This is a genomic window from Leptospira kmetyi serovar Malaysia str. Bejo-Iso9 (genome assembly GCF_000243735.2).
Lineage (GTDB): Bacteria > Spirochaetota > Leptospiria > Leptospirales > Leptospiraceae > Leptospira > Leptospira kmetyi.
Genome location: NZ_AHMP02000003.1, coordinates 1,573,401 through 1,596,063, shown reverse-complemented (window position 1 = coordinate 1,596,063; position 22,663 = coordinate 1,573,401). Strand labels below are relative to the sequence as shown.

Below are 22,663 nucleotides of genomic sequence, written 5' to 3'. Positions count from 1 at the left end.
GTTGTGTCCTCGCAAGTTAAAGTGAACGTTTTGATCGTGGATGATAATCAGGAAAACCTTTGGGTTATGGAGAATATTCTCATGAGTCCCGAGTTGAATCTGATCAAAGCGCGTTCGGGAGACGAGGCCTTAAAGGCTTTGTTAAAACCGGATGATTTCGCATTAATTTTTATGGACGTAAGAATGCCCGGTTTGGACGGATTCGAAGTCGCTTCCTTGATTCGTCAAAGGGAGAAGTGCGCGCAGATCCCGATCATATTCTTAACCGCTTACGGAAACAACGAGTCTTGGATGTTCAAAGGATATTCTTTGGGCGCGGTCGATTTTCTCATTAAACCGGTCGCTCCCGAAATTCTAAAATCCAAGGCGTCCGTTTTCGTCGATCTTCACAGGAAGAATCAGACTCTGATGCTTCAGGACGAATTGCTCCGCGAAAGTCACGATAAGTTGGAACAACGCGTCGAAGAAAGAACGTCCGAGTTGAATAAGGCGAATCAAAATTTAATCAACGAGATTTCCGATCGGGAACGGGCCGAAGAAGCGCTGAAGAATTCTTTGCGGGAAAAGGAGGTTTTACTTCGTGAAATCCATCACAGGGTTAAGAATAATCTTCAGATCGTTTCCAGCATTCTCAATCTTCAATCCAATTACATAACGGATTCCAAGTCCTTCGACTTGTTTGAAGACGCTCAATCCAGAATCAAATCCATCGCTTTGATCCACGAGCTACTCTATCAAAACAAGGATCTTGCGCAGATGGACTTTAAGGAATACTTATATAACCTAACTACCAATCTTCTGAGAACGTATCGGGTCAATTCGGAGATCAACTTCGTGATCGAAGCCGATCCGATTTTTTTATCTCTGGATTCCGCGATTCACTGCGGTTTGATCGTCACGGAGTTGGTTACGAATTCCTTAAAATACGGCTTCAAAGGACGGGAGAAAGGAAACATATATATATCGATTCGGAATTTGGAGGAAGGTTTCGTTCTTACGGTCGAGGACGACGGAATCGGATTTCCCGAGGACGTCGATTTCAGCCGTACGGATTCTCTTGGATTACAATTAGTGAATATACTTTCCGAACAAATCGGGGCGACGCTGACCTTGGAAAAAAGCGAAGGAACAAAGTTTAAACTGACGGCGATGGATTTAAACAGGGTAAGAAAATGAATCAATATTCAGCAAGGATTCTAATCGTAGAAGACGAGAGTATAGTCGCCAGAGACATACGGGATCGATTGGTAAAAATGGGATATCCGTTTCCGACGATCGCGCGTAACGGAGCCGAGGCGTTGTCCACCGCTTCCGCGCTCAAACCGGATCTCGTTTTGATGGATATCATGTTGACCCGAGGGAAGATAGACGGAGTCGAAGTCGCGACGGAACTTCGCTTAACAATGGACGTCCCCGTGGTTTACATCACCGCTTATGCGGACGATCAAACTCTCATTCGGACAAAACAAACGGAACCGTACGGTTATATTCTCAAACCCGTGCGGACTCTCGAGCTTCAGATCGCGATAGAAATCGCTTTGAACAAACATACGATGGAAAGAAAGTTAAGGGAGAATCAGCAGCTTCTTTTAACGACTCTGGAAAGTATCGGAGACGCGGTGATCGCGACCGACGAATCCGGAAACATCACGTTTATGAATCGTATCTCGGAAGGATTTACCGGATGGAACATATCCGACGTAGCTGGAAGAAAAATTCAAGAGATCGTTAAGATCGTATCGTATTCCGAACAGAACGAGATGCCGGATCCGATTTCTCATATTTTGGAAAGTAAGGAACAGATTCTTTTTGTGAGCGATATTCGTCTGATCGATCGATTCGGAAAGGATCGACCGATCGAATGTACGGCTTCTCTCATTCAACTCGAAGGCGGAATCACTTTGGGAGCCGTGCTCGTTTTCAGAGACGTTACAGAAAGGAAAGTCACGGAAGAATGCGTTCGATATCTTGCATATCACGATCCTCTGACCGGATTGCCGAATCGAACCTCGCTCTTTGAACGTTTTAAAAGAAACATAGAAATCGCAAGACCAAAACGAAAAGAATATACGATGTCCTTTTTGTTCATAGACTTCGACGATTTTAAAAAAGTAAACGATTCGATGGGGCACGCGGCCGGAGATCGGTTGTTGCAGGAATTTTCGGATCGAATGAGGGGGATCGTTCGGGAGGACGATATCATCGTTCGACTTTCCGGCGACGAGTTCGTAATCATTCTAAACGATTTGGCGAATCCGTCGGACGCGGAACGAGTCGTTCGAAAAATATTCTCTTCTTTGAAAAAACCTTTTTCGATCGATGAGTTTACGATTCCGCTCAGCATAAGCATCGGAATTTCGGTTTATCCGAAAGACAGCACGGACATCGATCAACTGATCCGTTATGCGGACGCGGCGATGTATAAATGCAAATTAAAAGGGAAGAATCGCTACGCTTTTTATTCTTTAGAAAGCGATAGTAAAGTCGTGTAAGGTTCAATGGCTGAGATGGAATCTTCGAAGATACTCATTGTAGAGGATGAAACTCTTGTCGCGCAAGACATCAAACGTCGTCTTTTGAAAATGGGTTACGGCAATCTTCTCGTTTCCGCTTCGGGAGAGGACGCGATCGAAAAGTCGAAAGTCTTTCAACCGGATCTCATTCTGATGGATATCGTTCTTTCGAAAGGAAGTATAAGCGGAATCGAATCCACAAAAAAAATCCGAGAATTTTTAGACGTTCCCATCATCTATTTAACTGCTTCTTCGGATGTGGATACGATGAAGGAAGCGAAAGAAACAAATCCGAACGGATTTATTCTGAAACCGTTTCAAACGCGGGAGTTGCAGATCGCGATCGAATTGATTCTTTATAAGAATACTTCCGAAAAAGAAATTCAAAAGAAGGACCGATTGGTTCGTTCCACTCTGAAAAATATGGGAGAAGGAATCGTTGCAATCGACAACACCGAAACCGTTTATTTTATCAATACCGTTGCGTTGACACTTACGGGTTGGAAAGAAGAAGAGGCGCTCGGAAGTTCGATTCATGAAATTTTAAACTTAGTTCCGTTGAACAGATCGAACGACGTTGAAGCTCGGGATTTCGTTTTTAATTCCCGTTCCAGTCCGGTCGAAGGTTTTTTGTTATCGAAGAACGGGGAACGAAAGAACGTTGAGATTATGAACAGAGCCATTCTCGGCAACGAAAGCAAGGTGATCGGTAAGGTTTTGATCATCCGAGAAAAGGTCGTATAACGATTTCTTCCGATTTCCAAACGCGCTTTCTAGTCGCTTTCCGTTTTTAAAATTCAAAAAATTCTCCCCAAAAAACCGAGAACCTCGTTTTTATTTTTCTTGACATGCAGGTAAATACCTGCATAATGATTTTGTAACGAACGCAACGGATGGACGCTGACAATGTTTTCAAGGCACTGGGAGACCCGACGCGCAGAAAGCTGCTCGACTTGTTGTATGACAAGAACGGGCAAACTCTGAGTCAACTCTGCGAACACTTGGAGATGACGCGGCAATCCGCGACGCAACATATCGGGATTCTCGAAGCGGCCAATCTGATCAGTACGGTTTGGCGCGGCCGAGAGAAGTTGCATTTCATCAACCCGGTACCGTTGCACGAAGTTTATGAGCGATGGGTTCGAAAATTCGAACAACATCGACTGAGTCTTTTGCACGACTTGAAGAAAGAGCTTGAAGGAGAGTGACCATGAGTAAAGAGAAGACGAGTTTTGTTTATGTGACTTATATCCGTTCGACGCCGGAGAAGGTGTTCGAAGCGATTATGAAACCGGAGATCGCACGACGTTATTGGGGACACGAGAATGTTTCCGATTGGAAGCCCGGCGCGGATTGGGAACACGTGCGCGCCAACGAACAACGTACGGTTCAAATCGTGGGTAAGGTGGTAGAGGTTACTCCTCCTTCGCGTTTGGTCATCACTTGGGCCAACCCTTCTCAAGCCGACGATCCGGAGAGTTATAGCCGCGTTACGTTCGATATCGAACCGTATGATGCGATGGTAAGGCTTACCGTAACGCACGACGAACTGGAAGCGGGTAGCGGTATGGCAAAAGGAATTCAACAAGGATGGCCGATCGTTCTTTCCAGTCTCAAGTCTTTGCTGGAAACGGGAGAAGGAATCGACGTTTTTGCTAAACCGAAGTTGGCTTCAAGCGAGAATCGTTCATGAGTAAGACATACGAGGGCGGATGCGCTTGCGGCGCGATCCGCTATTCGACGAAACATCAACCTATCTTTCAGAATCACTGTCAATGCCGCGACTGTCAGCTTCGAAGCGGCACCGGTCACGGTTCTTATCTGACCTTTCCATCCAGAAGCGAAATGTCGATCAGCGGCGATGCGACCCACTGGGAAGTAAAAGGAGACAGCGGAAACATAAAGATCCATTCTTTTTGTCCCGTTTGCGGAACTCCGGTTTACTTACGTTTTGCCGCGATGCCGGATCTGATCGCGATTCACGCGACCAGTTTGGACGAGCCGAGTCTTTTTTCTCCGCAGGCGCTTACATACAGCGTTCGCGGATTGGCTTGGGACAAGATCGATCCTTCTTTGAAAGCGTTCGAAAAAATGCCGAACGCATAAAGTTCGTTTAAGCGAAATTCTTTTCGACCGAAAGGTCCGGTTGATTTTTATTTTCCGGATTTACGGGAAGGTTTATAAAGAAACGAGTATATTCGTTTTCTTTACTTTCGTAATATAGCTCTCCGCCGTGATCCTTGATGATTCCGGTGCTGACGGAAAGGCCGAGTCCGGTTCCTTTTTCCACCTTCTTCGTGGTAAAGAACGGACTGAAAATCTTCTTCGCTTCCTCGGGAGGAATTCCGATGCCTCGGTCTTCTACGATCATCTGAATCCAAAGTTTTCCTTCCTTGTCGAACCGTTTGGCCTGAAGTTGGATGATCTTGTTCGAATCGAACTTGGGATATTTTTGATTGAGAGCGTCTCTTGCGTTGTTCAAAAGATTTAATATGACTTGCTGAATCTGTTGAGGAACACATCGGATTTCCGGAAGGGAATCCGGCAAATCCGATTCGATATGAATCATATCCTTCTTAAACAACTGATCGCAAAGCGAAACGGTCTTTTGAACGATCTCTCTAAAGTTGACGAGCGATAAAACGAGTTTCTCTTGTCTGGAAAGTTTTAAAAGATCCTTCGTGATCCTCCCGATTCTTTCCCCTTCGTCCAAGATGTTCGTCGCGTATTTGAGAATGGAATCGTCCTTGCTTTGTGCGAGAATCAATTGCGCGTAATTGATCATGATCGTAAGAGGATTGTTGATTTCGTGCGCCACGCCGGTTGCAAGAAGGCTGATCGCTTCGAGTTTCTGCGCTTGAATCAACTGGGATTTGAGCGCTTCGTTTTCCCGTTCGGCTTCTTCGAGAAGATTTCTTTCGTCGTATTCCTTCAAAGCGCGATCCACGGAGAACATCAGTTTGGTGATTTTATTTTTGGAAATATAATCCGTGGCGCCTTGTTTGAGCGCTTCTATGGCGGCTTCTTCGCCGAGCCAACCGGAAACGAAAAGAAACGGAACCTTAGGATGATACTTTTGAGCGAGATGAAGCGCTTCCATTCCGTCGAAGGAAGGAAGCGAAAAATCGGAAAGAATGATATCGGGTTCGCTGGTTTTGAATTCCTGAACCAATTCTTCCTTCGTTTGAATTTGTTTGTATGAAAAGTCCAGTCCGCTCGCGCTGATTTGGCGGATCATCAAACCCAAATCGTTCGGGTTGTCCTCGATGCAGATGATGTAAACTTTTCTCTGAATCATTACATTACGCTTTTGTTCATTAGAATCCAATAAAATCCGATTTCGCTCGCGACGTCGCTGAACTTCCCGAACTCGAGAGGTTTGACCACGTAGCTGTTCACGCCGAGTCTATAACTTTCGACGATATCTTTTTCTTCCGCGGAGGAGGTGAGAATCACGACGGGAAGCATCTTCGTTCGTTCTTCGCTTCTTACTTTTCGAAGAACCTCGATCCCGTCCACTTTCGGCATCTTCAGATCCAGAAGAATCAAAGAAGGCATTTGGGAAACGTCCCGATCCGCATAACGTCCGGTTGCATAAAGATATTCTAATGCTTCTTCGCCGTCCCGAACGAGTTTGACCTGATTGCTCAGATTGTGTTTTTTCAGACTTCGTAGCGTCAGTTCCGAATCCTGAGGATTGTCCTCCGCGTAAAGGATCGAAATCAGATCGTCTTGAAATTTATCCATGATTCTCGTGAGCTCCCAAGGTAAAATAGAAACAAGCGCCTTCGTCCGGTTTGCCTTCTCCCCAAACCCTACCATCGTGTTTTTCGATGACTCTTTTTACGATCGCAAGTCCGACGCCGGTTCCTTCGAATTGATCCGCGTGATGAAGTCTTTGAAAGATGTTGAAAAGTTTGTGTTGGTATTTCATATCGAACCCGGCTCCGTTGTCCTTTACGAAGAATACGGTTTCTCCGTCGTTTTGATACGAACCGATTTCGACTTTGGGAAAATCTTTTTTGTTGGAATATTTAAACGCGTTCGAAACCAGATTGAATAGAAGTTGTTTGAGAAGACCCGAATCCGCTTTTGCCTGCGGAAGATCGCCCACGATCGTTTCAATCTTTGTTTCCGGATAATAGTTCGTAATCTCTTCGAGAATTTTTTCGGCCATCGACTTCATGTTCACGACCGAGAACGCTATCTCCCTTCTTCCCAATCGGGAATATTCGAGAAGATCGTCGATGAGTTGTCCCATGTTTTCCGAATTCTGGATGACGATGTTGAGAATTCTTCTTCCTTCCTCTCCGAGATCGTTTCCGTGATCCTCCATTAGAATTTTAGAAAATCCTGATATAGCTCGGATCGGAGCGCGAAGGTCGTGCGAAACCGAATAGGAGAACGCTTCGAGATCCTTGTTCGATCTTTCCAATTCAGCGGAATGGGTCTTGAGGTTTTTGTTGGATTCTTCCAAGGCGTTTTCGGCCGATCGTCTTCGTTTGCTTTCCCTGTAGATCAGAAAGTTCTGAAGAATGATAAACGAAAGATTCAAAACGATTCCCGAAAAAACGAACGCGGTCGCTATCGTCAAATTCAGTTCCGATTTTTTTTTGCGGGCGGTCAAAAGAATCGCTTCCTCTTTTTTCATTTCCCGCAATACGTCTTTGATTTTTTCCGTGAGCGGAATTCCCTTCGGAGAACGAAAGGGCACCGAATAACTTTGGATCGATCTGCGCTGTCTTTCCACGACCTGTTCTTCCAGATAAGCGATCTTTTCATCGATCATAGAACGTACGAGTTTCAGTCTTTTCTGTTGTTCCGGGTTGTCCCGTATAAGCCCGTCGACCTTATTCAAACGATCGTAGATCTCCGCCTTTGTATCGTAGAAATTCTTTAGAAAATTCGGATCGGTAAATAGGATAAAACCCCGGATAATGGAATGGATTTCGCCGAACGCCGATAAGGTTTCCTCGAGACTGATGAGAACTTCCTGAGTATGAGTTTCCCATTCCTTCAGTTTTTCGGATTGTTGCAGTCCGTAAAACGAAGCGCCTGCGATGACTATGTTTAAAGCGACAATAACGCTCAAACCGAGGACGATGTTTTTCTCAATCGCACTTTTCAAGGCAACCTCAAAAATGGAGATGACGTTTATAGTTTAGGAACTTAAAAATAGCAAGAAAATCTTAAGATTCCCGCTCGGAAACGTGGCAATTATATTCCACTTTTTACAAATCGGGCAAGAATTTATTTCAAAGCGGAAGCGAAGTCCGGCCTGTTTTTTTATTTTTCGAAGGAAAGAGCCATCATATCGCCTTGATCCAAAAGTTTCACCGCGGGGTCCGCGACGTATTTTAGAATTTTATAAAGCGCGGAGGCGTTCTTTTTTGCGGTGAGACCGCTTCCGTATGTGATGTGTTTTTTCTTTTTCAAACCGAGAGACGCGCAGAGTTTTACGATTCCCGGCAAAGAATAGTAGTAGAGATGTTCGGGAACGTTCAGATATCTCCAGGACGGGCCTTGGAGTTTGGCGAGAATTCCCCAGCGGCAGGTCGAAAGAATGATTCTTCCTCCGGGTTTCAGATGTGTATAAATCTTTTCTAATGTTTCTTTGGGTTTATGAAGATGTTCGATGGAAGCCCAAAGAGTGATCAGATCGAACTTCTCTTCTCGTTTCGGTTTCCATTCCAGAAAGTCCAGTCGTTCCACTTTGAGTTTGAGTTTTTCTTTCGCGAACTTCACGGGCGCTTCCGCGATGTCCATTCCATAAGAATCCCAACCCCTTTGTTGCATATAATCCACGAAGTAACCCGCCGCGCAGCCCACGTCGAGACATCGTTTTTCGGAGGACAAGGATTCTTCCCAAACGTTGAAGTCCAAATCCTTTAAGTTGAGTCCGAACACGCGCGAGATTTCGTTTCTGATTCCGTCCGAAAAATAATTATCGTAACCGCGGTCGCTTCGTTTTAAAAAATATTCTTCCGAATAATAAGAAGCCACTTCTTCCGGAGAAGGTTGCGGACTTACCTGCACGAGCGCACAACGTTTGCATCGAACGATATGAAAGAGTTCGTTCTTATGATTGGATTTGGAAAAAAGCGGTTCGAACTCGGACGAGCCGCATGTGTTGCAGGGGATTCTTTCCATTCTATGATTCTTATCGGGCGTCGCCGAGATTCCTTTGATAGAAATTCTGCTTTACGAGGATCTTCTCGTTGAAACTCATGAAAGGACATGAACCGAAACGTAATTCTTACCATTCTATCCGTTTTCCTTCTTTTTTCTTCCGCTCTTCTCGCGGATTCCCCGGCCGCCACGACGATTAAAATCAAAGCGGTGGGAGACATGGTGCCGGGAACGAACTTCCCCGAACCTTTGAACATTCAAGATCCGAGATCCTTTTTGTTCGGCAAGGTGGAGAATTATCTGAAAGGAGCGGACCTTCTTTTCGGAAATTTCGAAAGTACTCTTACCAATTATCCGAACACTTCGAAGGACACTTCGAGAAGAATGATCTTCGCGTTCAGAACTCCTCCTTCGTACGCGAAAGTTTTGAAGGACGTGGGTTTCGATATTTTAAGTATTGCTAATAATCATTCCTTGGATTTTCACCAGCAGGGTTTCGACGACACTCAGAAAAATCTTTCCGACGTCGGCATCCGTTATACGGGTAAGAAGGGAATGATCACTTATATGAACGTCAAAAACGTTTCGATCGCTTGGATCGGATTCTCCCATTTGAAGTCGCATAACAACGTGAACGAAATCGAGGAAGGAGTGGAACTCGTCAAGGAAGCGAAACGAAAAGCGCAGCTCGTTTTTATTTCCTTTCACGGCGGAGCGGAGGGCGGTCCGGCTCTTCACGTAAAAAATCAGATGGAACGTTTTTACGGAGAATACAGAGGAAACTTAGTCGAGTTCAGTCATTCTCTCATCGACGCGGGCGCGGATCTTGTGATCGGTCACGGTCCTCATTTGGTGCGTGCGATGGAATTGTATAAGGGGAGATTGATCGCGTATTCTCTCGGAAACTTTATGGGTTATAGAGCCTTGTCTTCCAAAGGAATCGTGGGTTACTCCCTCGTTCTCGAAGCGGAAGTGGATTCTCAGGGTAAGTTCGTAAAAGGAAAAATCATCCCGTTGCAACTCGACTCGGCTTCGATCCCCGAATACGATCCCGAAAAGAAAACCATCGATCTTATGAAAAAACTGACCAAGGAAGATTTCCCCGGCAAAGGTCCTAAAATTTCCGAAGACGGAACCATTCTTCCTTGAAACGCGATTCATAGAGAGCGTTTCAAACAAAAGGCGGCGGAGCGTGGCCGTTGTTCCTCAGCGTAGCTGAGCTATCGACCCATAGAGAGCGTTTTAAACAAAAGGCAGCGGAGCGTGGCCGTTGTTCGTCTTCTTCGCAAAGGAATTCTCTTGCTCGCCTGATCCCTCTCGGAAAACCTGGAACGGAAACTTGTACGTCCTCTTTTTCGAGAGGAAGGGAATCCGGTTTAAGTCCGGAGCTGAACCCGCAGCTGTAATCGCCGTAAAGGATTTCGCAATCAGCCCACTGCGTTTTTTCGCGGGAAGGGAGCGAAATCGGCGAAAGCCAGAAAACCTGACAAGTTAATACAAACTGATGGGACTTTCGGGAGTTAAGGTCGGGTTTGAGAATGGCGCTCAAAAAATACATTCGAAGATTAGAATATTCTTTTTTCCTGTTTTTCCTGATCGTCCGGGGTTTATCCGCGCAGGAAGATCGTAATCGGAACTCGGTAACGACGGAACCGACGCAAAAAGCGGAAACGGTTCAGGTCGTCGGAAAAGTTTCCGATTCCGGTTCCCAAAATTTCAGATCCAATCCGAGCGGTTTTCAATCCGCGATCAAACTCGACGAAACCTCCGCACGTTATACGTCTTTGCCGGAGGTTTTGGAAAGGGAAGCCGGGCTTCGGGTTCGTTCCTTCGGAGGTTTGGGTTCTTATTCCACTCTTTCCATTCGAGGTACGAATCCGAACCAATCCAGAATCTATTTGGACGGAATTCCTTTGAATAATTCCCAAGGCGGGGAAGTCAATCTCGCGGATCTCCCCTTTGACAGTTTGGAAAGCGTGGAAGTCTACCGATCCGGAAACCCGATCGGATTTTCCGGTTCAGCGATCGGAGGATCGGTCAACCTCGTTACGAGAAAGGATTCGGGAAAACCCAAAACGAGAATCAACCTGGGCGGCGGATCGTTTAACACCGGCAAGGCGAGCGTATCGCATACCGGAACCTACAACGGAATCGGAACCAGCTTTTTGGCGCTCGGGGAAAAATCGGATCAGAATTTTTCCTTTAAAAACGATCACGGTACGGTCGTATTAAACACGTTAGACGACACGATCGATAGAAGAAAAAACGCGGCTTTCGAAAGAGCCGCGCTGTTCGGAACGCTGAAATATCAGATCGGAAAAACCGAACTGAAATTGTTAAACGACTTCAATCATAGAATCCACGGACTTCCGGGGCCCGGTTCCAATCAGACCAATCAGGTTCACAGAAAATACGATCGATATACGGGTTCGTTTGCGACGGACACGAAGGGTTTGTTCGTCGATTCCTTTCGATTGGAAACGAGAAGTTTTTACACCGCGGCCAAGGACGATCTTTTCGATCCGGGTTCCGAGTTTTCCAAAGGAACGCCTAACGCGAGAGCGGAGATCCGCCAAACCGGAATTCAACTGATGCCGACCTTATATCTCACGGATTACAATCAGATCATCCGCGGTTTCGCTTCTTTGGAAAAAGAATCCTTCGATCGGGAAAGACTGACTCCGTCCAATATCATAGGAAGAGTGGAACCTATGAAGGAGCGAACGTATTCTTCCTTTCGATTGGAAGACGAGGTCCGTCTTTGGAACGCGAAGGTTCTTTTGATTCCTTCCGTGACCTGGGATCATTATAAGGATCGTTTTCCTTCCGAAGAACCCTGGTATCGAAGACAGGATCCTCTGGCGAGCGATCAGAAAAAAACCGCGTTTACGAATCCTAAGTTCGGTTTCGTATGGAAGTTGTTCGAAAAGGAAACCTGGGACGTTCAGTTCCAAGCGAACGTTTCTAAACAATATAGAATTCCTTCTTTTTTGGAAATGTTCGGAGAACAAGGAAGTATCATCGCCAATCCGAATCTGAAACCGGAACAAAGCGGAAACGGCGACGCGGGGTTCGTTCTAAAATCGGATCATTCTTTTTTGAAAACGAAAACGAGCGTCTCTTATTTTTCCAAAGACATCAAGGATATGATTTTGTTTCTTCCGAACTCCCAGTTTACCTTAAGACCGGAGAACGTGGACTCCGCGAGAATTAGAGGATTAGAATTTTCTCATAGAGAGGATTGGAAATACGGAATCAAGTTTCTCTTTAATTATACGTATCAAGAAGCGATCAACACTTCCTCTTCTCCGTATCTGCACGGAAAAATTCTTCCCTTAAGGCCGAGGCACGAATTTTCGAGCACGTTGTCTTGGAAGGGTAAAAAACTGGAAACCGGAATCGAACTTTTATACATAGGCGCGGTGTTTCGGGATAGAACAAACGAATACATCAATTACATTCCCGCGAGACAGATCTGGAATTATTTTTTCACATGGGTTCTTTATTCGGAGCCGGGAGAAATTACGAAGGACGCTTTGGGGAATCCGAAAGAATCGGCTCCTTCGAAAGAATTTCTTCTTACCTTTGAAGTGAAGAATTTTACGGACAAAAGGGTCTCGGATCTGATCGGTTATCCGCTTCCTGGAAGAAGTTGGTACGCCACCCTGAGTATGAGGTTTTGAAATGAGATCAAAACTTAAGATTATTCTTTTATTCTGTTTTTTGAATGTGTTTTGCAGGGACATAGAACGTCCTTCGTTCTTGAGTCTTCTGTTGACCCAAAATTCTCCCGGAAACATAGGAGTCGTTACGACCGATTTCGGAGGAGGCGGACGATTTAAGGTCATCAATCCCTCTCTTCTTTACAGTTATCCGGGTTTGACTCCGATCCATTCGGACGCGGTGGCTCGTTTCGGAATCGGAAGGGTTTTCGTTTTAAACAGACTCAATCGGGACAGCATTCAGGTTTTGGAACCTAACTACGGTTTTGTGACCATCGCGGAACTTTCCCTCGGTTTAAAGGTCAACCCGGTCGACATGGAATTTGCGAGCGCATCCAAAGCGTACGTAAGTCTTTTTGGTTCCAATCGTTTGTTGATCGTCGATCCGACGTATTTGACGATCACCGGTTCGATCGATCTGGGCGCTTATGCGGAATCGTTTTCTCTCGGCGGGGCGCCGGACGGAATTCCGGAGATGAACGGTCTGAAGATCGTGGGAGATTCTCTTTTTGTTTGTTTGCAAAGATTGGATCGAAACGATCCTTCCGGATATTTTCCGCCTAACACGACTTCGTTGTTATTGGAGATCAGCATCGCGACGGACACGGTCGTGGGAACGTATACGTTTCCGACTTCCAATCCCGTAAGCAAACCGCAACTCGTGGATCTTTTCGGAGAACCGCATCTTGTGATCGCGACTCCCGCGAGAATGGGTTTTCAAAGTCAGATCGACGGAGGAGTGAGCGCATTTCGCTTATCAACACGTTCCTTTGTTTCCCGATTTTTGTATTCCGAAACCGTTGCGGGCGGAGATATTCTCGTGGTTCAGATAAAATCGGATTCCGTGGGTTACGCCGCCGTTTTGGACGCGGGGTTCACCAAAACCCTGCAGGTGTTCAACCCGAGTACGGGAGAAAGAATTTCCACCCTTCTCACCATTCCTTCGAGTTACGACGCGAGTCTTTCGAGCATTCTTCTCGCCTCGGATAAGATTTTGTATGTGGGAAACACTCAGTTTCAACAGCCGGGTGTGACGATGTTCGATACGGAAAGGGGAAACGCGCTTTTGACTCCGAATCCGATTTCCGTCGATCTTCAGCCTTACGATCTGATCGAATTAAAATAAGAATCTTCCGCGTTCGCGCAACGTCGTTCTTTCGAATCGTTTTATGAAGTTCGAATCAAGAATTCTCTTGAATTTTTTTCAAAAACGGGATTTAATCCTCTCACAAAAAAGCGACGGTGATCTCTATGCAGGAAATTTTTCAGGCGATAGCAAGCGGGCAAAAGGCCAAGGTGATCGGTCTTTTAAAAAGAGATCCCGAACTTTTCCAAAGCGTAACGGAAGAGGGAATCACTCCGGTTCTATTTTCGCTTTATTACGGAAAATTAGATATTTCTAAAGAGATATACGATCTGAATTCGGAACGGAATCTTTTCGAAGCGGCTGCGCTCGGAGATTTGGAAGAAACAAAACGGATCGTCGCCTCTTCTCCCGAAACGATCAATTCTCTTTCCAAGGACGGTTGGTCCGCCTTACATCTCGCGGCTTATTTCGGACATCTGGAAATCGTAAAATTCTTAGTTGCTTCCGGCGCGGATTTAAGTCTGACGTCCAAGAGTAAACTTTCGTATGGAAACACGGCTTTGCATTCCGCGGTAGCCACCGGAAAAAAAGCGGTCGTGGAGCTTCTTTTGGAAAAAGGAGCGGATGCAAACGCGCTTCAAAATCCCGGAGCGATCACGCCCTTACACATCGCGGCGAGCCGATCCGGAAGTATAGAGATCATTCAACTTCTTTTAAAAAAGGGCGCGGATAAAAAAAGGATGAGCTCCGAAGAACAAACGCCGCACGCGATCGCATTAGAAAAAGGGAATGTGATCGAAGCCAAGGCTCTCGAAGTTTGAGTCGATTTTCCGTTGACGCGGGCGCAAAAAAGATAAACCTTGTTTCGACTTAAGGAGAATCGAATATGGAGACGATCAGTTTCAATATTACCATCCATGCCGACGTAAAAACCGTTTGGAAAAAGATGCTCGAGGATAAAACCTATCGACTCTGGACCAAAGAATTTCACGAAGGTTCTTACTACGAAGGCACTTGGGAAAAGGGAACGGAAATCCGTTTTGTAGGACCCGACGACAACGGAGCGTTGCAGGGAATGTTCAGTAAGGTTCAGGAGAATATTCCGTATAAATTTATTTCCATTCTCCATTTGGGATTGATCGTAGACGGAGTCGTAGATACCGAAAGCGAAGCTGTCAAAAAGTGGGCGCCTTCTTTCGAGAATTATACCTTTCAAGAAGAATCGAACGGAAACACGAAGTTGATCGTGGAAATGCAAATCGCGGAAGAATACAAGGATATGTTCCAAAAAATGTGGCCTCGCGCTCTGAAAGCTCTGAAAACATTGTGTGAAACCGGATAAACCGTAAATTCTCCCTTTTTTAAACGCCGAATCCCGAAGGAATTTATTCAACAAAATGGTTTAATAATTGACAATTCCTGTTCCGAGAAAAAATATTCAACTAAATGGTTGGATTGTTAAACAAGGAACAAAAATTGGATCGGGTCTTTGCCGCCCTTTCCGACGGCTCGAGAAGAAAAATGCTTGTGCGTCTGCGGAAACGTCCTTTGACGATCTCGGAGCTCGCTGAACCTTTTTCGATGTCTTTTGCCGGCGTGGCCAAACATATCGACGTGCTTACTGGAGCCGGGCTTGTGCAAAAGATACGAGATCCCGAAGACGGCCGCAGTTTTCGCTTGAAACTTCAAAATCGAACGCTCGACGAAGCTTCCGAATGGCTCGAATATCATCGGGAATTTTGGACGGGCAAACTCGACAAACTGGAATCTTTTATAGAGGAACAAGATCATGATCTCGGAAGTTCTAAAAGTAGAAAAAAAAATTAACGCGGAACCGACTCGATTGTTCAGAGCCTGGTTGAATGCGGACGCGTTCTCGAGTTGGTTTTTACCGGACGAAGAAATCACGATCGGAACCGTGACCATGGATCCGAAACCGGGCGGTAAGTTCTTAATCAACATGCATCTTGACGGAAAAATTCTCCCTCACGAAGGAGAATACCGCGTCATCGAAGAACCGGTTAAACTCGTTTTCACTTGGAGATCGGAAGCGACCGAATGGAGAGATACGTTGGTCACCGTGACTTTTACCGAATTGTTAAGCGACAAGAAGGATTCTTCCGGAAACAAAAACCTCAAACCCCAAACTCTCATAACGTTGATTCAGGAACGTCTTGCAAACGACGAGGAAATCGAATCGCATACCTACGGTTGGACGAGGATTCTTGAGGGACTGGAACGATGGCAGAAATCGCAAACGTAAAATCAGTTTTTATGGATTGAAGCAAAGTAAAAAAGCAAAGAAGAAGGAGCGAGAAAACTATATGAACGGAATCTATCACAAGATCGGAATTCACGCGGGGGCTACGGAGGTCTTACGCGCGCTTACGACACAAGCCGGGCTTGCGGGTTGGTGGACCGAACAAGTCGGGGGAACGTTCGCGGGCGGGTATTCCAAAGCGGGGGAATCGATCCATTTCGATTTCGGAATCGCGGGAATCGAAATGAAAGTGAAGGAACAAATTCCCGAACGCGTCCTCTGGGAATGCACTACGGGACCTGAAGATTGGATCGGTTCTCATATTGATTTTCAATTGAGTTCGGCGAACACTCCGAAGGGAGAACCGATCACTCTGATTCATTTTCGTCATCAAGATTGGAAGAACGAAAGCGATTTTACGGCGCATTGCAGTATGAAATGGGCGGTGTTTCTTCTTAGTTTGAAAAGTCTTGTGGAAGCGGGGAAAGGTCAACCGGCACCGAACGACTTTAAGATAGACGATCTCAACTGAGAGGTCATATCAAAGAACGCACGGCGTTTTTAAAAAAGCCGTGCGATTTGCAGGTTTATGCAAAATTTGGAATGTGTTCCGAAATGTTTTTGATTCCTTGCCGTGAATTTTTAAATATTATAAAATTAGAATATTATTTTCAAGACGAATTTTGTGAAAAAAATAGGGATTTTTATTTTCTTGATTCTCGTCGTTTCTTTTGGTGCGGAATCGCAATCAAAAGACAAACTCGGCGAAAAAGAATTTCAAAATCTTGTCATTGCCGTTTTGGAAAAAAGGTTCCCGAACGAAAAAATTCGAAAGACCGAAGACCGACAACGCATCTATATAAACGAAATTGAATATATTCTTTCCAATTTATACAAAATCTATCAAACTGCGGCCGGAAACGAAGAAGAAGTGATTTTCAATCATTTCGAAAAGGCTCTTCGAATGACTGAGAATCGGCCTAAGTCAGCGTTGTCTTGGGAAAAGGCCAAAACGATTCTCATGCCGCAGATCATTCGCCGAGATTACGCGAACGAAAATCGGATCTTTTCGGGAAGATCTTTCGGAAACGGTCTGGTCGTTTCGTTCGTCGTAAATTACAAAGAAGGTTATCGATACGTTCTGGAAGAAGATCCGACTTTTTGGAAAGTTTCCGAAGAGGAAATGTTTCGAAACGCGATCATCAACTTGGATCGGATCAGCCGCGACGTGAAGATCGTCGAGGTGCGTCCCGGAATTTTTGCGGTTCGTATGTTTGATTCTTACGAAGCGACTCGAATTCTATTGCCGAAACTTCGGAAGCGACTTGTAAAACGTTTCGGAAACGAGTTTGAATTCGCAATTCCGAAGCGGGATCTTCTGCTTGTTTGGAGTCGTTCCTTGCCCGATGCGGTCAAGAATCGTTTGAAAGAACAAATCGTTTTGGATTTTCAGTCGGGGGCGTATTCGATTTCGCAGGAGGTTTTTGTAGGTAGCAGGGAAGGGGTAAGGTAGGATCCACTTGGTCTTGTGAATGCAGTGCGGTTTCTTTGTGCGATTAGGGGTTCTCAACTTCGTTGAGAACTTTCGGTAACGCTCCGCTACCTCAAGCTACATTTCTCCTTATAGGAGAAATGTACCTACCGGGACTCGAACCCGGACCCCAGGCTCCGGAGGCCTGTACTCTATCCGTTGAGCTATAGGTACGTTTACAAGTGAGTCTTTTGAAGAGGCTCGAGCTGTCAAATGCAAATCCTGAAGCCTGGTCCAAGAGAAAGGAAAGTCCTTGAAAAAGGAATCGGGTATGAAATCATCTTCCTAAAAGATAGAGGTTGAGATGAAGGTTTCGTTTCTGAAAAAGGAGGGAGTTCCGTCCCTTCGCAAAGTTGTTTCCGTTTTTATTTTCGTACTGATTTTGGGAATTCTTTCTCCTGCATTTTCCGTGAGCGATGAGGAAGAAGAACGGCTTTTGGAAAAAGCACTTCTCGAAAGCGCCGTAACCCCGGGTCAAAAACAAGCGATCGCAAATTATCTCAGAGCGACCGCGGTCGCAAAAAGAACCAGAGCCGCCGAACTCAGAGAATTGGCTCAGCTTTCTCACGGTGAAAAGTTTCTGCAAGCAAAGGTGCGTAAGGAGAAACTTTACAAAATGGCGGATTCTTTGGATCGTCAGGCGGATCGTCACGAAGCGGCTCTCAAAGAATTCCAAATCGAAAGCCACTAAATTCAAAAATTCTAATTTAGTTTTCGATTCTTTTCAAAAGAATCTCCAAACATTCCGAAACGATTTGATCCGGACCTTTTTCTCCGTCGATTCGAATCGTTTCTTGGGGAAGAATTCTCTCGTAAGCCGAATGGATTTTTTGAAGTTGCGAAAGCGTTTCGAATCTTTCCTTATTCTCCTTTCTTCGATCGAGTCTTTCGAGTGCGATCTCCGGTTTTAAATCCAGATAAAACAAAACGTCCGGAGTTTTGAAATTTCTTTCTAAATTCTTTTTTAAAATCGTTTCGGGTGATAAATCCTCTCCGCTTTGATACGCCGCGGTGGAATACATATATCGATCGAGTAAAACGTTTTTACCGGATTCGAGAGAAGGGAGAATGTTTTGTCGCAACGATTCGTTACGATCGTTTAGAAACGCTTCGATCTGTTCCTCTCTTCCGAGTTCGATTTCTCCTCTCAAGAATTTTCTCAAATACTTTCCCGTTTCCAAGCTTGTCGGTTCGGTGAAACCGATGGAGGAAATTCCCCGCGCGGAAAGTTTTTCGGTCAAGGATTTGCAAAGAGTGGATTTTCCGCTTCCGTCGATTCCTTCAAACACGATAAAGAAAGGTTTTTTGTTCTTCATTCTTAGGTTTCCAATTCAATTCTTGACAGGGAAGAATTTTTGAGAAATCATTCTTCTACAACCTACATGGATTCTTTCGGAAGGGAAGAATCCAACGAAAAAACTTCCACTATGAAATATAAATTTTCGATTCTGAAATTTCTCGTTTTGATTCTGGTCCTCGAATTCTTTTTCGACTTTTGTTCTTCGTCGATTTCGACGCAGACCCAGGCCGCTAATCTCAACCCCGAACAAGAACTGGAACGCGAACTCGGTTTGGAGGAAACTCCCGTCGATTCCAAATCCTCCAAGTCTCATCCCAGGGATAGAATCCGCGTGCATCACGTTTTCGAAGAGGTTTATCCGACTTCTTCCGCGAGTTCGGTTTCCATTTTCACCGAAAAGACGGTTAAGTCTTCCGCGATCCATCACAAGGGCGGTCATCTTTCCGAAAAGATTTTGATCTCTCTCGGAAGCGGCGTCGTTTTTAACAAACAGGGTTATATTCTCACCAACGCGCACGTGATCAAAGCGCACGATCATCTTTTGGTTAAGTTGAAATCCGGTAAGGCGTACGAAGCGATCGTAATCGGTATAGACAAAAGAATCGATTTAGCGATTTTGCAAGTAACTCCGGACGAGGACATCGTTCCCGTCGAGAAGCTGGATTACTACACGCACCAACGCGGAGAAGCGGCGATTCTGAAATACATCAATACCAAAATTCAGATTCGAAAAAACCGAGAAGCCAAGTCGAAATCCAAAGCGAAAACCTCGGCATAAGTTCTCCTTCGTTTTGTAAGATTTAATTGGAAACTCTCGATCGCAGCGACGGTCTAAGAATCAAAGACGTAAGGATTCTCCCTTTCGTCACAATCCAATTCTTGAACCGATATGTGCCTTCGAAAGACTTGCTTCCAAATCCAACTTGACAGTCGGGGAAGCGAGCCGATCCTTTCAGGTACCGATCGGAAATTCATTTTCAGAGGGATAGAATTCAATGAAAAATATGGAAAAACTGAAGTATGTTGCGGTTGTTAGCGTTTCACTTCTGCTCGGAGCATTCTTATCTCCCGTGATGTTTTGCGGAACCGGTCAGAACAGTCCCCTCTTTCTGAGCGCGAAGGGCGACAAGGAACCGAGCGCCGCGACCCGTCAAGCGATCACGATTCAACAAGCCTTTGAAGAGGTTTATCAAACCGCTTCTCCGAGCGTGGTTTCCATCGCGACCGAAAGAACTCAAAACGTTCCCGTTCATCCTTTCGGAGATCCGTTCTTCGACCAATTTTTCGGAAGAGGTCAGGGGCAAGGCGGAAGAGTAATGAAACAAAAACAAACCGGTCTCGGTTCCGGTATCATTCTCAATACGCAAGGTTATATTCTCACAAACGAACACGTGGTCCGTTCCATGGATAAACTTACCGTTCGTTTGAAAACCGGTAAGACATACAACGCGGAACTCATCGGTTCCGATGCGGTGATCGACTTGGCTCTTTTAAAAATCAAGCCGGACACCGAACTCGTCGCTATCGAACTCGGAGATTCTTCCGCGGTGAAAGTGGGAGATTGGGCGATCGCTATCGGAGCTCCTCTCGGTTACGAACAATCTTTGACCGCGGGAATCGTAAGCGCCGTGGGTAGAACCGGAATCGACAACAGCGGCGTTCATTATCTGCAAACGGACGCTTCCATCAACCAGGGAAATTCCGGAGGACCTCTTCTCGACATCAACGGCCGAGTGATCGGTATCAATCGTATGATCGCTTCTCAAAGCGGCGGTTCCGTGGGAATCGGTTTCGCGATTCCGATTAACGAAGCGAAGGCGATCATGGAAGAATTAAAAACCACCGGCAAGGTCAAACGTCCCGCACAACCTTGGCTCGGAGTCGGTGTGGATTATCTCCACGAAGAAGACGCCAAACAGTTGAAAATTCCGGGCGGCGCGGTTGTCGTACAGATCATGAACGATTCTCCGGCGGATCGAGCCGGAATTCAATTGATGGACGTGATCACGGAAATTTCGGGAACCAAGATCAATTCTCCCGAAGAAGTGGTCAGCCTCGTGAAAAAGAGTAAGGTGGGAGATCGTATCACGGTTACGATCTTACGTCAGGGAAACGTTTCCAGACTTTCGATCCAACTCAAGGAAAGACCGAACTGATTGTCCAAATCCCACACACTCAATCCTGAAGAAGAATTCGAAGAAGAGTCGGGCCTACGTCCTTCTCTTCTTTCCGAGTTTATAGGCCAGAAAGAAGTTCTTGATAACCTAAGCGTTTACGTTCAAGCCGCTAAGAATCGAAAACGAGCGCTCGATCACGTTCTCATCTCCGGTCCGCCCGGTCTCGGTAAAACGACTTTGGCGGGAATCATCTCCAACGAACTCGGAACCAGACTTACGATCACGTCGGCTCCCGTGATTACCAAAGGCGCGGATCTCGCGCGTCTTCTTACGAGTATGGGGGAGAATGAAATTCTTTTTATAGACGAGATCCATACGCTTCACAAAAAACTCGAAGAGATTCTTTATCCTGCGATGGAGAATTACATGATCGATCTCGTGATCGGTGAAGGCGTGACGGCGCAGATGGTTCAGATTCCTCTGAAGCCGTTTACTTTGGTCGGCGCGACCACCAGAAGCGGTCTGATCAGCGAACCTCTCAAAAGCCGTTTCGGAATTCAACTTCGTCTCGATTACTACGGCGACGAAGAGATGAAGGAGATCGTTCTGCGTTCTTCCAAAATTCTCGGCGTCGGAATCGAAGACGACGCGGCTTTGGAAATCGGAAAACGTTCCCGCAAAACTCCCCGGATCGCCAATCATCTTTTGAAACGAATCCGCGACTTCAGCGAGGTCGACGGTCATTCTTCCGTGAAAAAGGAACTTTGTATCAAAGCCTTTGAAAAGATGGGGATTGACGACCTGGGACTGGATGTTATGGATAGACAGATACTCGGTTGTATGATCGATCGTTATAAGGGCGGGCCCGTCGGTTTGAAGGCGATCGCCGTTGTCGTCGGCGAGGAAGAAAAAACCATCGAAGACACATACGAATCCTTTATGGTTCGGATCGGTCTGATCAACAGAACTCCCGCCGGTAGGGTTGCGACCGAAAAAGCGTATCGGCAATTGAAGCGAATGGAAGAATTCTCCGGAAACCATGGACAAGACCCGACTTTATTCTGAATATTCCGGAATCCCCGAAGACGATAAGAGGTTGATCTACGCCTCGTTTCTCGTTTTAGCACTCGCGTCTTTTTTTACCGCTCATTTACTCACGCGCAATATGCTCTGGAAAATTCTCGGAAGCGAACCCATGGTTAAGATGGAAAGCAACGAGGAAAAGGAAAAGATCTACGAGGTTCTTCTCGAACAGGACTTCGTGGATAAGAATATCAAGGACGAATACAAAGCCCTTTCCAACGTCGACGCGGCGGGTGCAGGCGGGATCACGAAGAAGGAAGGGTTTCATTCCGCGAGTCCGTTCCGCGAATTCGTCATGGGCAGTATGGCCCGAAGACCATCCGAGTCGCAAAAGCAGGAAGCCAAAGAGAAAAACGACGAGAAGGCTTTCGAAGTCGGGATTTATAAAATCGATCCGGTCCAAACAACGACCACCGAGGAAACGAAACAAAGTTCTCAAACCTACGGAAGAATGACGAAGATCCCGTTCAACTATCGATTCGAACAGGACTTTCTGTTTCGTTGGGACGGGAATCAGGCGCTTTCGATTCCGAGAAAAAAACTCGCGGGTTACGAATACTTTAAACGTATGTTGAAACAGATCGAAGGAAGTTTTGCGCCTCCGGGCGGCGGGAATTTCGCCTATCGTGATATGGCGGGAACAGTCGTTCGGGAAGGAATTCTTCCCGGTCAGGTGAAGGTTCTTTTTATGTTAAGCGACGGCGGTCAGGTTTTGGACGTGAAGCTCGTTTCCACCCAAGGTCAGGACGTCGTAAGTCAAGCCTGTATGGATTCGATCCGCGGTCAAAATTTCGGAAAGGTTCCCGAAGAGGTAAAAGCGCAAGGGATGATCTTCGGGATCAACTTCATCTTTCCGATGATGCGGACGCGCTGAGATTTTAATTTCAAATTTTAGAATATTCCATAAATTTTATATAATTC

General features: G+C 45.8%; 25 protein-coding genes, 1 tRNA gene and 1 riboswitch. Of the genes, 20 read left to right on the top strand and 6 right to left on the bottom strand.

Annotated features, from left to right (window positions below; all coding sequences use genetic code 11):
• Positions 1 to 3: 3 nt before the first annotated feature.
• The 6 genes from LEP1GSC052_RS09875 (at position 4) to LEP1GSC052_RS09850 (ending at position 4,619) form a co-directional block, all read left to right on the top strand.
• Positions 4 to 1,176: a histidine kinase dimerization/phosphoacceptor domain -containing protein gene (locus LEP1GSC052_RS09875; RefSeq protein ID WP_010575638.1), complete on the top strand. Its 1,173-nt coding sequence runs from the start codon at positions 4 to 6 to the stop codon at positions 1,174 to 1,176.
• Positions 1,173 to 2,492 (top strand): GGDEF domain-containing response regulator, encoded by a 1,320-nt coding sequence (locus tag LEP1GSC052_RS09870; RefSeq protein ID WP_084492214.1) that lies wholly within the window; start codon positions 1,173 to 1,175, stop codon positions 2,490 to 2,492. Before LEP1GSC052_RS09875 ends, LEP1GSC052_RS09870 begins: the two co-directional genes overlap by 4 nt.
• Positions 2,493 to 2,498: 6 nt before the next feature.
• The gene (locus LEP1GSC052_RS09865; RefSeq protein ID WP_243397963.1) at positions 2,499 to 3,257 is read left to right on the top strand and encodes a response regulator; all 759 of its coding nucleotides are present in this window, start codon (positions 2,499 to 2,501) and stop codon (positions 3,255 to 3,257) included.
• Between the two features lie 149 nt (positions 3,258 to 3,406).
• Complete coding sequence (locus LEP1GSC052_RS09860; protein ID WP_010575635.1) at positions 3,407 to 3,721, top strand: ArsR/SmtB family transcription factor; 315 nt, start codon at positions 3,407 to 3,409, stop codon at positions 3,719 to 3,721.
• Positions 3,722 to 3,723: 2 nt separating this feature from the next.
• Positions 3,724 to 4,206, top strand: coding sequence for an SRPBCC family protein (locus LEP1GSC052_RS09855; protein WP_010575634.1), 483 nt, complete (start codon positions 3,724 to 3,726; stop codon positions 4,204 to 4,206).
• The gene (locus LEP1GSC052_RS09850; RefSeq protein WP_010575633.1) at positions 4,203 to 4,619 is read left to right on the top strand and encodes a GFA family protein; all 417 of its coding nucleotides are present in this window, start codon (positions 4,203 to 4,205) and stop codon (positions 4,617 to 4,619) included. The genes LEP1GSC052_RS09855 and LEP1GSC052_RS09850 overlap by 4 nt, the downstream gene beginning before the upstream one ends.
• Positions 4,620 to 4,626: 7 nt before the next feature.
• Here the strand turns inward: LEP1GSC052_RS09850 and LEP1GSC052_RS09845 are convergent, their stop codons facing one another.
• The 4 genes from LEP1GSC052_RS09845 to LEP1GSC052_RS09830 form a co-directional block, all read right to left on the bottom strand.
• Positions 4,627 to 5,811: a hybrid sensor histidine kinase/response regulator gene (locus LEP1GSC052_RS09845; RefSeq protein ID WP_010575632.1), complete on the bottom strand. Its 1,185-nt coding sequence runs from the start codon at positions 5,809 to 5,811 to the stop codon at positions 4,627 to 4,629.
• Positions 5,811 to 6,260, bottom strand: coding sequence for a response regulator (locus LEP1GSC052_RS09840; RefSeq protein WP_010575631.1), 450 nt, complete (start codon positions 6,258 to 6,260; stop codon positions 5,811 to 5,813). Before LEP1GSC052_RS09840 ends, LEP1GSC052_RS09845 begins: the two co-directional genes overlap by 1 nt.
• The gene (locus LEP1GSC052_RS09835) at positions 6,253 to 7,656 is read right to left on the bottom strand and encodes a sensor histidine kinase (RefSeq protein WP_084492213.1); all 1,404 of its coding nucleotides are present in this window, start codon (positions 7,654 to 7,656) and stop codon (positions 6,253 to 6,255) included. Before LEP1GSC052_RS09835 ends, LEP1GSC052_RS09840 begins: the two co-directional genes overlap by 8 nt.
• Before the next feature lie 143 nt (positions 7,657 to 7,799).
• Positions 7,800 to 8,663 (bottom strand): class I SAM-dependent methyltransferase, encoded by an 864-nt coding sequence (locus tag LEP1GSC052_RS09830; protein WP_010575630.1) that lies wholly within the window; start codon positions 8,661 to 8,663, stop codon positions 7,800 to 7,802.
• An 87-nt stretch (positions 8,664 to 8,750) separates the two neighbouring features.
• On the opposite strand from LEP1GSC052_RS09830, the gene LEP1GSC052_RS09825 reads away from it, so the two are divergent.
• From LEP1GSC052_RS09825 to LEP1GSC052_RS09780, 9 genes are all read left to right on the top strand, one after another.
• Entirely contained in the window at positions 8,751 to 9,791 is a 1,041-nt protein-coding gene (locus tag LEP1GSC052_RS09825; RefSeq protein WP_010575629.1) for a CapA family protein, read from the top strand.
• Positions 9,792 to 9,965: 174 nt separating this feature from the next.
• Positions 9,966 to 10,147: riboswitch (cobalamin riboswitch) on the top strand.
• A 33-nt stretch (positions 10,148 to 10,180) separates the two neighbouring features.
• Positions 10,181 to 12,325 carry a TonB-dependent receptor plug domain-containing protein gene (locus tag LEP1GSC052_RS09815; protein WP_010575627.1) on the top strand — a complete coding sequence of 715 codons (2,145 nt, stop codon included), beginning with the start codon at positions 10,181 to 10,183 and terminating at the stop codon, positions 12,323 to 12,325.
• A gap of 1 nt (position 12,326) precedes the next feature.
• Positions 12,327 to 13,490: a YncE family protein gene (locus LEP1GSC052_RS09810; RefSeq protein WP_020986219.1), complete on the top strand. Its 1,164-nt coding sequence runs from the start codon at positions 12,327 to 12,329 to the stop codon at positions 13,488 to 13,490.
• Positions 13,491 to 13,615: 125 nt separating this feature from the next.
• On the top strand, positions 13,616 to 14,272 hold the full coding sequence (locus tag LEP1GSC052_RS09805; protein ID WP_020986657.1) for an ankyrin repeat domain-containing protein: 657 nt from the start codon (positions 13,616 to 13,618) through the stop codon (positions 14,270 to 14,272).
• Positions 14,273 to 14,337: 65 nt separating this feature from the next.
• Complete coding sequence (locus LEP1GSC052_RS09800; RefSeq protein ID WP_010575624.1) at positions 14,338 to 14,793, top strand: SRPBCC family protein; 456 nt, start codon at positions 14,338 to 14,340, stop codon at positions 14,791 to 14,793.
• A gap of 104 nt (positions 14,794 to 14,897) precedes the next feature.
• Entirely contained in the window at positions 14,898 to 15,278 is a 381-nt protein-coding gene (locus LEP1GSC052_RS09795; RefSeq protein ID WP_020986076.1) for an ArsR/SmtB family transcription factor, read from the top strand.
• Positions 15,241 to 15,714 (top strand): SRPBCC family protein, encoded by a 474-nt coding sequence (locus LEP1GSC052_RS09790; protein WP_020986738.1) that lies wholly within the window; start codon positions 15,241 to 15,243, stop codon positions 15,712 to 15,714. The genes LEP1GSC052_RS09795 and LEP1GSC052_RS09790 overlap by 38 nt, the downstream gene beginning before the upstream one ends.
• Before the next feature lie 61 nt (positions 15,715 to 15,775).
• The gene (locus LEP1GSC052_RS09785; protein ID WP_010575622.1) at positions 15,776 to 16,243 is read left to right on the top strand and encodes an SRPBCC family protein; all 468 of its coding nucleotides are present in this window, start codon (positions 15,776 to 15,778) and stop codon (positions 16,241 to 16,243) included.
• Between the two features lie 153 nt (positions 16,244 to 16,396).
• Positions 16,397 to 17,224: a DUF1444 family protein gene (locus LEP1GSC052_RS09780; RefSeq protein ID WP_010575621.1), complete on the top strand. Its 828-nt coding sequence runs from the start codon at positions 16,397 to 16,399 to the stop codon at positions 17,222 to 17,224.
• Positions 17,225 to 17,344: 120 nt separating this feature from the next.
• Here LEP1GSC052_RS09780 and LEP1GSC052_RS09775 read toward each other — a convergent pair.
• Positions 17,345 to 17,416: transfer RNA gene (locus tag LEP1GSC052_RS09775), tRNA-Arg, on the bottom strand.
• Positions 17,417 to 17,546: 130 nt separating this feature from the next.
• On the opposite strand from LEP1GSC052_RS09775, the gene LEP1GSC052_RS09770 reads away from it, so the two are divergent.
• Positions 17,547 to 17,933: an LIC10421/LIC12816 family protein gene (locus LEP1GSC052_RS09770; protein ID WP_010575620.1), complete on the top strand. Its 387-nt coding sequence runs from the start codon at positions 17,547 to 17,549 to the stop codon at positions 17,931 to 17,933.
• 16 nt (positions 17,934 to 17,949) lie between these two features.
• On the opposite strand, the gene tmk is transcribed toward LEP1GSC052_RS09770, so the two are convergent.
• Complete coding sequence (gene tmk, locus LEP1GSC052_RS09765) at positions 17,950 to 18,558, bottom strand: dTMP kinase (RefSeq protein ID WP_010575619.1); 609 nt, start codon at positions 18,556 to 18,558, stop codon at positions 17,950 to 17,952.
• Positions 18,559 to 18,624: 66 nt separating this feature from the next.
• Between tmk and LEP1GSC052_RS09760 the strand changes: the two genes are divergently transcribed.
• The 4 genes from LEP1GSC052_RS09760 (at position 18,625) to LEP1GSC052_RS09745 (ending at position 22,616) form a co-directional block, all read left to right on the top strand.
• Complete coding sequence (locus LEP1GSC052_RS09760; RefSeq protein ID WP_010575618.1) at positions 18,625 to 19,320, top strand: trypsin-like peptidase domain-containing protein; 696 nt, start codon at positions 18,625 to 18,627, stop codon at positions 19,318 to 19,320.
• Between the two features lie 217 nt (positions 19,321 to 19,537).
• The gene (locus LEP1GSC052_RS09755) at positions 19,538 to 20,698 is read left to right on the top strand and encodes a S1C family serine protease (RefSeq protein WP_010575617.1); all 1,161 of its coding nucleotides are present in this window, start codon (positions 19,538 to 19,540) and stop codon (positions 20,696 to 20,698) included.
• Entirely contained in the window at positions 20,699 to 21,724 is a 1,026-nt protein-coding gene (gene ruvB / locus LEP1GSC052_RS09750; protein WP_010575616.1) for a Holliday junction branch migration DNA helicase RuvB, read from the top strand.
• Complete coding sequence (locus tag LEP1GSC052_RS09745) at positions 21,699 to 22,616, top strand: TonB-dependent receptor (RefSeq protein ID WP_010575615.1); 918 nt, start codon at positions 21,699 to 21,701, stop codon at positions 22,614 to 22,616. Before ruvB ends, LEP1GSC052_RS09745 begins: the two co-directional genes overlap by 26 nt.
• Positions 22,617 to 22,663 lie beyond the last annotated feature (47 nt).